The 9181-nt window shown below is 64.1% G+C and carries 11 protein-coding genes and 1 riboswitch; of the genes, 5 read left to right on the plus strand and 6 right to left on the minus strand.

Annotated features, from left to right (window positions below):
* Positions 1 to 43 precede the first annotated feature (43 nt).
* The gene (locus tag UCMB321_RS22745) at positions 44 to 1228 is read right to left on the minus strand and encodes an MFS transporter (protein ID WP_040070804.1); all 1185 of its coding nucleotides are present in this window, start codon (positions 1226 to 1228) and stop codon (positions 44 to 46) included.
* A 104-nt stretch (positions 1229 to 1332) separates the two neighbouring features.
* Here UCMB321_RS22745 and UCMB321_RS22750 point away from each other — a divergent pair, with 104 nt between their 5' ends.
* Complete coding sequence (locus tag UCMB321_RS22750; RefSeq protein ID WP_040070806.1) at positions 1333 to 2106, plus strand: AraC family transcriptional regulator; 774 nt, start codon at positions 1333 to 1335, stop codon at positions 2104 to 2106.
* On the opposite strand, the gene UCMB321_RS22755 is transcribed toward UCMB321_RS22750, so the two are convergent.
* Entirely contained in the window at positions 2090 to 2719 is a 630-nt protein-coding gene (locus tag UCMB321_RS22755; protein ID WP_040070851.1) for a LysE family translocator, read from the minus strand. The genes UCMB321_RS22750 and UCMB321_RS22755 overlap by 17 nt on opposite strands.
* An 88-nt stretch (positions 2720 to 2807) precedes the next feature.
* Here UCMB321_RS22755 and UCMB321_RS22760 point away from each other — a divergent pair, with 88 nt between their 5' ends.
* The 3 genes from UCMB321_RS22760 to UCMB321_RS22770 all read left to right on the plus strand — a co-directional run bounded on the left by UCMB321_RS22760 (position 2808) and on the right by UCMB321_RS22770 (position 5638).
* Complete coding sequence (locus UCMB321_RS22760; protein WP_040070808.1) at positions 2808 to 3773, plus strand: 2-hydroxyacid dehydrogenase; 966 nt, start codon at positions 2808 to 2810, stop codon at positions 3771 to 3773.
* Positions 3774 to 3806: 33 nt separating this feature from the next.
* Positions 3807 to 4805 (plus strand): methyltransferase, encoded by a 999-nt coding sequence (locus tag UCMB321_RS22765; RefSeq protein WP_040070810.1) that lies wholly within the window; start codon positions 3807 to 3809, stop codon positions 4803 to 4805.
* A 39-nt stretch (positions 4806 to 4844) separates the two neighbouring features.
* Positions 4845 to 4945, plus strand: a riboswitch (yybP-ykoY riboswitch).
* Between the two features lie 108 nt (positions 4946 to 5053).
* Positions 5054 to 5638 (plus strand): TMEM165/GDT1 family protein, encoded by a 585-nt coding sequence (locus UCMB321_RS22770; RefSeq protein ID WP_040070812.1) that lies wholly within the window; start codon positions 5054 to 5056, stop codon positions 5636 to 5638.
* 119 nt (positions 5639 to 5757) lie between these two features.
* On the opposite strand, the gene UCMB321_RS22775 is transcribed toward UCMB321_RS22770, so the two are convergent.
* The 4 genes from UCMB321_RS22775 to UCMB321_RS22790 form a co-directional block, all read right to left on the minus strand.
* Positions 5758 to 6576 carry a M48 family metallopeptidase gene (locus UCMB321_RS22775; protein WP_040070813.1) on the minus strand — a complete coding sequence of 273 codons (819 nt, stop codon included), beginning with the start codon at positions 6574 to 6576 and terminating at the stop codon, positions 5758 to 5760.
* Between the two features lie 117 nt (positions 6577 to 6693).
* Positions 6694 to 7314, minus strand: coding sequence for an SOS response-associated peptidase (locus UCMB321_RS22780; protein WP_040070814.1), 621 nt, complete (start codon positions 7312 to 7314; stop codon positions 6694 to 6696).
* Between the two features lie 40 nt (positions 7315 to 7354).
* Positions 7355 to 7615 carry a putative signal transducing protein gene (locus UCMB321_RS22785; RefSeq protein ID WP_040070815.1) on the minus strand — a complete coding sequence of 87 codons (261 nt, stop codon included), beginning with the start codon at positions 7613 to 7615 and terminating at the stop codon, positions 7355 to 7357.
* Positions 7616 to 7628: 13 nt separating this feature from the next.
* Positions 7629 to 7811 carry a CPXCG motif-containing cysteine-rich protein gene (locus tag UCMB321_RS22790; protein ID WP_040070817.1) on the minus strand — a complete coding sequence of 61 codons (183 nt, stop codon included), beginning with the start codon at positions 7809 to 7811 and terminating at the stop codon, positions 7629 to 7631.
* A 141-nt stretch (positions 7812 to 7952) separates the two neighbouring features.
* On the opposite strand from UCMB321_RS22790, the gene UCMB321_RS22795 reads away from it, so the two are divergent.
* A complete protein-coding gene (locus UCMB321_RS22795) occupies positions 7953 to 9119 on the plus strand; it encodes a 1-acyl-sn-glycerol-3-phosphate acyltransferase (RefSeq protein WP_040070818.1) in 1167 nt (388 codons plus the stop codon).
* The last annotated feature ends 62 nt before the right edge of the window (positions 9120 to 9181 follow it).

Below are 9181 nucleotides of genomic sequence, written 5' to 3' on the forward strand. Positions count from 1 at the left end.
AGGCCAGCTTGGCACCGGCGTCCACGAAAACCGCCGCCAAGACTCAGGCCACCTGCCCCGCCGGCTGCCGGGCCGGGGTTCGCGGGAACACCAGCGCGGCGACGAACGTCAGCGCGGCGAAGCCGCCGAGGATCAGGTACAAACCGGCAAAACCCTGGCGTGGCTCGACGAAAGCGATCAACGGAATGGCCGTCGCGCTGGCCCCGAACGACAGGCAGTAGCGCAAGGCAAAGATCCGGGATTGCCACTGCGGGGCGACAAAGTGGGCGACCATGGCGTCATTCACCGTCACCTGGCCGAACACCACGAACATCAGCGCCGCCCCCAGCACCATGACCGACAGGCCGTCGACATAGGCCAGGCCGAACAACAACGGCGCCTGGCACAGGGTCAGCACCACGAAAGGCCATTTCAGGCTCATGCGGTCGAGCATCCGGCCGATGCTCAACTGCGCCACCGCGCCAAAGGCATAGGCCAGGCTGACGATCACGCCGAGCAACTGCGGCGAAGCGAGCCACTCGTGCAGGCGCTCCTGGAACAGCTTCGGGTAGGTCATGGTGGTGGCATTGAACACCACCCCGCCGGTGGCCGTGACCAGGGCCAGCACGCCGAACACCATGACCATGGAGATCTGCTGGCCGCTGGCGCTGCGCGGTTTCACGTGAGGTTGCAGCGGGATCGGTTCTTCTCGCACCTGCCAGGCAAACAGCACGCCGAGCAGGATCGACACCGCCCCCGGCAGGATAAACGCCGAGCGCCAGCCGAACTGTGCCACCAGAAAGCCGGTGACCAGCGCCGAAAACGCCACGCCCAGGTTGCCCCACATGCCGTTGATGCCGATTTCACGGCCACGGTTGCGGGCATAGCTCACCAGCATCGCGGTGCCTACCGGGTGGTAGATCGCCGCGAAGACACCGATCAGGGTCAGCCCCAGGGTCAGCATCGGCACCGTGCTGCTCAGGCCGGTAAAGATCGACGCGGCGCCGATCCCGAAGAAGAACAGCAGCATCATGCTGCGTCGGCTCCAGCGGTCCCCCAGCCAGCCGGCCGGCAGCGAACAGGCACCGAAGGCAATGAAGCCGCCCAGGGACAGGCCGATCATCCGGGCGAAGTCGAGACCGAAGGTCTGGCCCATGCCGAGCACGGCGGCGGGAAAAATCAGCATGAACATGTGATCGATCACATGGGCTGCGTTGATGTAGCGGATTACGTTTCGGGGTTGGTTCATCACGGCACGCTTCAGGAGTGTTATCGGTCCGTCATGCTAAATTGGCCACAAAACGCATTTCTGCCAACAAACTCATCAAACCAGACAGACTTGTGGAATCGGACATGTTAATCAGCCATTTCCTGCACGGCCCGATCAGCGCCTACCCCCGCGATTACGTCGACGGCGCGCACCAGGAACTACACGTCCATCGGGAAGCGCAGTTGCTCTATGCCGTGTCTGGAGTGATGCGCCTGGTGACCGCCGAGGGCGCGTGGATCATCCCGCCGACCCGCGCGGTGTGGATTCCGCCCTGGGTCGAGCATGAGATTTTCATGAGCGGCGAGGTGCGCATGCGGTCGTTATTTGTCGCGGCCGAGTATTCGCCGGCCAACCTGCAGGGTTGCTGCGTGCTGGCGGTGACGCCGCTGCTGCGGGAGTTGATCGTACGGGCGGTGCAGGGGCCGGAACAGGCGCGGAACCCGCTGATCCAGCAACTGATGCTGGAGGAACTGGCCGCCCTGGAGAACCTGCCGCTGCACATCCCCATGCCGACGGACCGGCGCCTGCAACGGATCTGCCTGGCCCTGCTGGAAGCCCCGGATCATCCCAACAGCCTGGAGGACTGGGCCCAGCAGGTCGGCGCCAGTACACGGACCCTCGCGCGGCTGTTCCAGCAGCAGGTGCGGATGAATTTCAATGCCTGGCGCCAGCAGCTACGCCTGATGGAAGCCTTGCCACGCCTGATCGCCGGGGAAAGCGTGCAGCACGTGGCCAAGGTCCTGGGCTATGGCAGCGCCCGGGCGTTCAGTTCGATGTTTCGCCGCCTGCTCGGCGACAACCCACGCGACTACCTGAACGCCTTGAATCAGTTCAGCGCGATCAATGCATCTCGGTGAAGGCCAGCTTCACGCCGATGGCGATCAGTACCGCGCCCATGGTGCGGTCGAACCAGTGGCCCATGCGGGCGAAACCGGCACGCACGCGCTGCTGGCTGAACAGCATCGCCACCAGGCAGAACCACAGCGCGGTGGCCGCCGCCAGGTAGACGCCATAGCCGGCCTGGACCAGCAGCGGCGTATGCGGGTTGATCACCACGGTGAACAGCGAGAGGAAAAACAGTGTCGCCTTGGGGTTCAGGCCATTGGTCACAAAACCGGAAGTGAAGGCGCCACGGGCGGTGCGCTCGCCCGCCTGCAAGGCCAGGTCGTCCGGCGCGGGCTGGGCGGGTTTGGCGCGAATGGCCTTGAAACCGATATACAGCAGGTACGCCGCCGCCAGCCATTTCAGGGCGTTGAACAGCACGATCGATTGCGACACGATCAGGCCGATGCCCAGCAGCGAGTAGCCCACATGCAGGAAGATCGCCGTGCCGACGCCCAGCGCGGTCCAGGTGCCGGCACGCCGGCCATGGGTCACGCTCTCGCGTACCACCACGGCGAAATCCGGGCCGGGGCTGGCCACCGCCAGCAGGTGAATCAGGGCAACGGTCAAGAATTCCGTCAGGTAGATGGACACGTCGTGGACTCCTCAGTAGCGGAATATGTCTGTTAGGCTCGATACCTTACGCCTTCACCCCATAGCACAAAAGGTACAGTTGATGAGCAACTCCCGCCGCGCGGTATTCCTCGATCACCCTTCCCTGGATCTCGGCGACCTGGACCTCGATCCGCTGCGGGCCTGCTTCGACGAGTTGCGTTTGTGTGCCGGGACCACCCCCGAGAATGTCGTCGAACACCTGGCAGGCGCCAGCGTGGCCATCAGCAACAAGGTGCCCCTGACCGCCGAAACCCTGGCCGCCTGCCCCGACCTGCAGCTGATCCTGATCAGCGCCACCGGTACCAACAATGTCGACCTGGCCGCCGCCCGCGCCCGCGGCATTACCGTGAGCAACTGCCAGGGCTACGGCACGCCGTCGGTGGCCCAGCACACCCTGATGTTGCTGCTGGCCCTGGCCACGCGCCTGACCGACTACCAGAAAGCCGTGGGCGAAGGCCGCTGGCAACAGGCCAAACAGTTCTGCCTGCTGGACTTCCCGATTGTCGAGCTGGAAGGCAAGACCCTCGGCCTGCTCGGCCATGGCGAACTCGGCGGCGCGGTGGCCCGGCTCGCCGAAGCCTTCGGCATGCGCGTGCTGCTCGGGCAGATTCCCGGGCGCCCGGCCCGGGCCGATCGCGTGCCGCTGGAGCAACTGCTGCCACAGGTCGATGCACTGACCCTGCACTGCCCGCTCAACGAATACACCCGCCACTTCATCGGTGCCCCTGAACTGGCGCTGCTCAAGCCCGGCGCTTTCGTGGTCAACACCGCGCGCGGCGGCCTGATCGACGAACTGGCTCTGGCCGATGCCCTGCGCAGCGGCCACCTGGGCGGGGCCGCCACCGATGTGCTGAGCGTCGAACCGCCCAGCAACGGCAACCCGCTGCTGGCCGGCGATATCCCGCGCCTGATCGTCACCCCGCATAACGCCTGGGGCAGCCGTGAAGCCCGGCAACGGATCGTCGGGCAACTGGCGGAAAACGCCCTGGGCTTCTTCAACGGAGCAGCATTGCGGGTTGTCAGTTGATAGACTGCGGCACTTTTTTTCAGGGAGCAGACCATGGATCCGCGCAGTGAAGTACTGCTTCGTCAGGCCGACTATTTCCAGGGCAAGCTGTTGCTCGCCGGACTGCCCGCCGACGACTTGCTCGGGCGCCTGCCCAATGCCCACGGCTGGTGCTGGCATGCTGGGGATCAGGCGGCATTGGAGGCCCGCTTTGCCGGCCGCAGCCATTTCGGCGTGAATATCCCCGAGCTCCCATTCGACAGCGCCGTGGTGTTCCTGCCCAAGGCCAAGGACCTGACCGACTACCTGCTCAACGCCATCGCCTCGCGCCTGCCCGGCGGCGACGTGTTCCTGGTGGGTGAAAAACGCAGCGGCATCGAGGGCGCGGCCAAGCAGCTCAACCCCTTCGGCAAGCCGCGCAAGCTCGACAGCGCCCGGCATTGCCAGCTGTGGCAGGTCACCGTCGCCGACGCGCCGCAGCCCCAGCCACTGGAGAGCCTGGCCCGGCATTACGAACTGGACCTGACCGAAGGCCCGCTCAAGGTGGTCAGCCTGCCCGGGGTGTTCAGCCATGGACGTCTGGATCGCGGCAGCGCCCTGCTGCTGGAGCACCTGGACAAGCTGCCGAGCGGCCACCTGCTGGACTTCGGTTGCGGTGCCGGGGTGCTCGGCGCCGCCGTGAAGCGGCGTTACCCGCACAACCAGGTGATCCTGCTCGACGTCGACGCCTTCGCCACCGCCAGCAGCCGCCTGACCCTGGCCGCCAACGGCCTCGACGGCGAAGTGCTGACCGGTGACGGCATCGATGCCGCGCCCATGGGCTTGAGTGCGATCCTGAGCAATCCGCCGTTTCATGTCGGCGTGCACACCGACTATCAGGCAACAGAAAACCTGCTGCGAAAAGCGGCCAAACATCTGAAAAACGGTGGCGAACTGCGGCTGGTGGCGAACAACTTCCTGCGCTACCAACCCTTGATCGAAGAGCATCTGGGGCCTTGCGTGACCAAGGCCGAAGGACAGGGCTTCCGGGTCTACAGCGCCAAACGCGGTTGAAAAACAAGACTTGCGCAATGGATCCTGCCTAGGCAGAATCCGCTCCGTCCTAGGGGAGTAGTCTCCCACGAGCGCCACGCTCGTCCGGCATGCGTCAACATACTTGGTCAACCGACCATGGCGCATGCGACCCAGGGTCCGCACAGACGGGCCCGAGGTTTGACAAGACCTATGACACGCACACCTTACCCGGGGCGGGAAGGCTGTACGTGTCATAGCCGTGTCGACCCGCCCCTTAGGAAAACCTGATGCTGGACTCCCTGCTCGTTCCCACCGCAATCGTTGCCCTGGCCGAAATCGGCGACAAGACGCAACTGCTCGCGCTCATTCTGGCTGCCCGTTTTCGCAAACCCTGGCCGATCATTGCCGGTATCGTCGCGGCGACCCTGGCCAACCATGCGGCGGCCGGCGCGGTGGGCGCCTGGTTCGGCAGTTTCTTCTCCGATGCGGTGCTGCACTGGATCCTCGCGGCGAGCTTTACCGCCACGGCCCTGTGGACCCTGGTGCCGGACAAGATCGACGATGACGAGACCACCACGGCGCGCAAGTTCGGCCCGTTCCTGACCACCCTGATCGCGTTCTTCCTGGCGGAAATCGGTGACAAGACTCAGGTCGCCACGGTGATGCTGGCGGCGCAGTATCCGGAGCTGTGGCTGGTGATCATCGGCACCACTCTGGGCATGCTGATCGCCAACGTCCCGGTGGTGCTGGCGGGCAACTTCGCCGCCGACAAGCTGCCATTGACCCTGATCCGTCGCTTGGCGGCGTCGGCGTTCTTCATCCTCGCGGTGGTGGCGGTGTACAAGGCGATGCAGAGCAGCGGTTGGCTCTGAGGCACGTCCCTTGCCGGGATATTGAAAACGCCACGCAACCTGTAGGAGCTGGCTTGTCGGCTCCCACAGGGACCGTGTTCGACTTCAATTGAACGGTATATCGGAATCGCTACAGCAGGTCAGGGCTTCCTGGCCTGCTGATACAACGGCATCACCTTCGGAATCGCCGCCTCCAGCGAGGCGATACGACTGCCGGACGACGGGTGGGTACTCATGAATTCCGGCGGCGCGCCTTCAGCCGCCTGGCTCATCTTGTTCCACAGGCTGATGGCCGCATTCGGGTTGTAGCCAGCGCGCGCCGCCAGCTCCAGACCGATCAGGTCCGCCTCGTTCTCATTGGCCCGGCTGTTGGGCAAGGTCATGCCATAGTTCGCCACGGTATCGGCCAGCGCCAGGCTGTCCTGCCCCAGGCCGAGCAAGGCACCGGCGCCCTGCTTCGCCATCTCGATCCCGTAAGCCTTGGACATCGCCTCACGCCCGTGCTCGCGCAAGGCGTGGGCAATTTCATGCCCCATCACCGCGGCAATCTCGTCGTCGCTCAGCTTGAGCCGGTCGATCAGACCGCTATAAAAGATGATCTTGCCGCCAGGACCGCAGTTGGCATTGAGTTCGTCACTCTTGATCAGGTTGACTTCCCACTGCCATTGCGCCGCATCCGGACGGAAGGTCGGCGCCTGGGCAATCAACCGGTTGGCAATCGCCTGGACCCGCCTGGCATTGGCGCTGCTCTTGTCCAGCACGCCCTTGCCACTCGCCTCCCCCACGGTCTTCTGGTACGACTGGGCGTACATCTGGTCGACCTGCTGGCTCGACAACATACTGAACATGTACTGCTTGCGCTCAACCCCGACCGCACCACCGCTGGTGGTATTGACCGCCTGGCACCCGGCCAGCAGGCAACCCGCGCTCAACACACCCAACACCCAAGCTCTAGCCATGATTACTCTCCCTGGAAACTGCCGGCTATCCTAGGGGGAGAATTGTATCCGCGCCAGATACAAACGACAGGTAACGCATCAAGTTCAGATACATCACGCCCGACTGCAAACCGCGCCTCAACCCGGCGTCAGGCACTCCGGCGCATTGAGCTTCGGATCGTTCACCAGGTTGGCCAGCACCCGCTCGCGCAAAGGCGCCTGGGGACTGGCCAGCAACGCCTGCAAGTCGGCCAGCGAGGTGGCTTCGGACAACCACGCCTCCTGCCCGGCCGCATCCAGAATCAGCGGACGCCGCTGATTCGACGCCGCCTGGGTCACCACGGCGGTGCTCAACCAGACATGCCCGTCCACCGGATAGGCCTCCCAGATCGCCGCAAAAAACAGGCTCGAACCTTCCGCCGGCGTCAGCCAGTAAGGCCGCTTGCGCTGCGTGCCGCGCCATTCGTAGAAGCCGTTGGCCGGCAACAGGCAACGCCGCTCGCGGAAGGCCTGGCGAAACATCGGCTGCTCGGCCAGGGTTTCCGCCCGGGCATGGGCCGGAGTCTTCGACAGATCGGTCAACCAGGCCGGGGTCAGCCCCCAGCGGGCGCGAGCCAGCTCGCGCTGGCCGTCGGCGGCACGCAGGATCAGCACCGAATCATTGGGCGAAATATTCCACTGCGCCTTCTGGTCGGCAGGAAAGCCGGGCAAGGCCGCGAAGGTGGGGTTCCAGCGAAACAGGGCATAACGTCCACACATTGGGCTACACGGCTCTTTTCAAAAACTCGGGGCAATCAAGCTAACAGACCAGCACATCCGGAAAACTGTCCGGCTCATCACCGGACATCGGCAGCGCCTCATTGTACGCGGCGATCAACTCACGCGCGCAGTGCGCCTGGTCATTGTCCACCGCCAGGGCCAACAACCCGAACACCGGCAATTCACCCACCCCGCCCAACAGGTCACGCCCCACCAGGTGCGCCTCGATCCCTTCGCTGGCAAGCATGCCTTGCAGCAGCTCGCCTTCCATCAGGTTTTCCGGCTCGTAGATACGCTGCATAGGGAAACCCTCGTCACTCGTCCTCTCTGTAAACGTCGAGCATCCACTCCTCGCCATCGGTCTGCAGGACAAAGGTAATCGGTCGGCAGCACACCGCGCAGTCCTCGATATAGGTCTGGTCGCCGCCGGACAGATCCAGCACCGCTTCGCCGACTACACCGCAATAAGGGCATTCGTAACGCTCAGTTTCCAGCATCGCGGTCTCCGAAGTGACTTGTGCGTATAATCGCCGGTCTATTTGCAAGGCTATTTTACGCCTGGGCTTTATTTTCCCGATCGGGCTTTGTTATTTATCACTCAACCCTCTACTTACCCTAGCCGTTTCCAACAAGAGAGCATGATGGGCGAATTCGATGCCATCCGACCCTACGACGACAGTGAAGTACCGGCCGTCCTGGCCCGGCTGTTCGGCGACCAGGCGTTTCTAGATATCCTCACCCACTTCCGCTTCCCGCGCCTGGCCGGCGCCTTCGGCTGGCTGCTCAAACCGCTGATCGCCTACCGCCTGCGCCGTGAGTTCGCCGGCGTGACCTCGGTCGCCACCTTGCAGGACAAGGTCGAGGTCTACGTCGACCGGACCATCGAGCACGCCACCGACGGCGTCACCTACACCGGCGTGGAACAGCTCAAGTCGGGCCAGGCCTACCTGTTCCTGGCCAACCACCGGGACATCGTGATGGACCCGGCCTTCGTCAACTATGCCGTGTACCACGCCGGCCTGCCCACGCCGCGCATCGCCATCGGCGACAACCTGCTGCAGAAGCCCTTCGTCAGCGACCTGATGCGCCTGAACAAGAGCTTCATCGTGCACCGCTCGATCGCCGGACGGCGGGAAAAGATGGCCGCCTATCAATTGCTCTCGGCCTACATCAACCATTCGATCCGCCACGACGGCCAGTCGATCTGGATCGCCCAGGCCGAAGGACGGGCCAAGGACGGTGACGACCGGACCGAGTCGGCGATCCTGAAAATGTTCCACATGAGCCGCAAGGACGAGCCATTCTCCGAGGTCATCCGCTCGATGAACCTGACGCCCGTGTCCATCAGCTACGAGTATGACCCCTGCGACCTGGCCAAGGCACGCGAGCTGTATATCCGCGCCACCACCGGCAGCTACACCAAGGCGCCAGGCGAGGATGACGTCAGCATCGCCAAGGGCATCACCGGCTACAAGGGCCGGGTCCATGTGAACTTCGCCGCGCCCCTGAGCGGCGAGTTCGAGGACACCAAGGTCCTGGCCACGGAAATGGACCGGCAGATTCTCCATGGCTATCGCCTGTTCCCGGTGCACTACCTGGCCTATGCCCAGTGGAGCGAAGCCGACCCGCAGTTGCAGGTGCCGCCCGCCCCCCAGGTGTTCCCCGCCGAGGAACTGGCCAAGGCCGAGGTGCAATGGCAAAACCGCCTGGAGGCCTGCCCGGTCGAACACCGTCCGTACCTGGTGCAGCAATACGCGACGCCGGTGCGCAATCAGTATCGGGTCAAGGCCGGCCTGGCGCTCTAGGCTCTGTACGATAACTGCCTGCGCGACGATCATGCTGCGTTAAAAACAGGCTCGGAATGCTC

It is taken from the genome of Pseudomonas batumici, assembly GCF_000820515.1.
GTDB lineage: Bacteria > Pseudomonadota > Gammaproteobacteria > Pseudomonadales > Pseudomonadaceae > Aquipseudomonas > Aquipseudomonas batumici.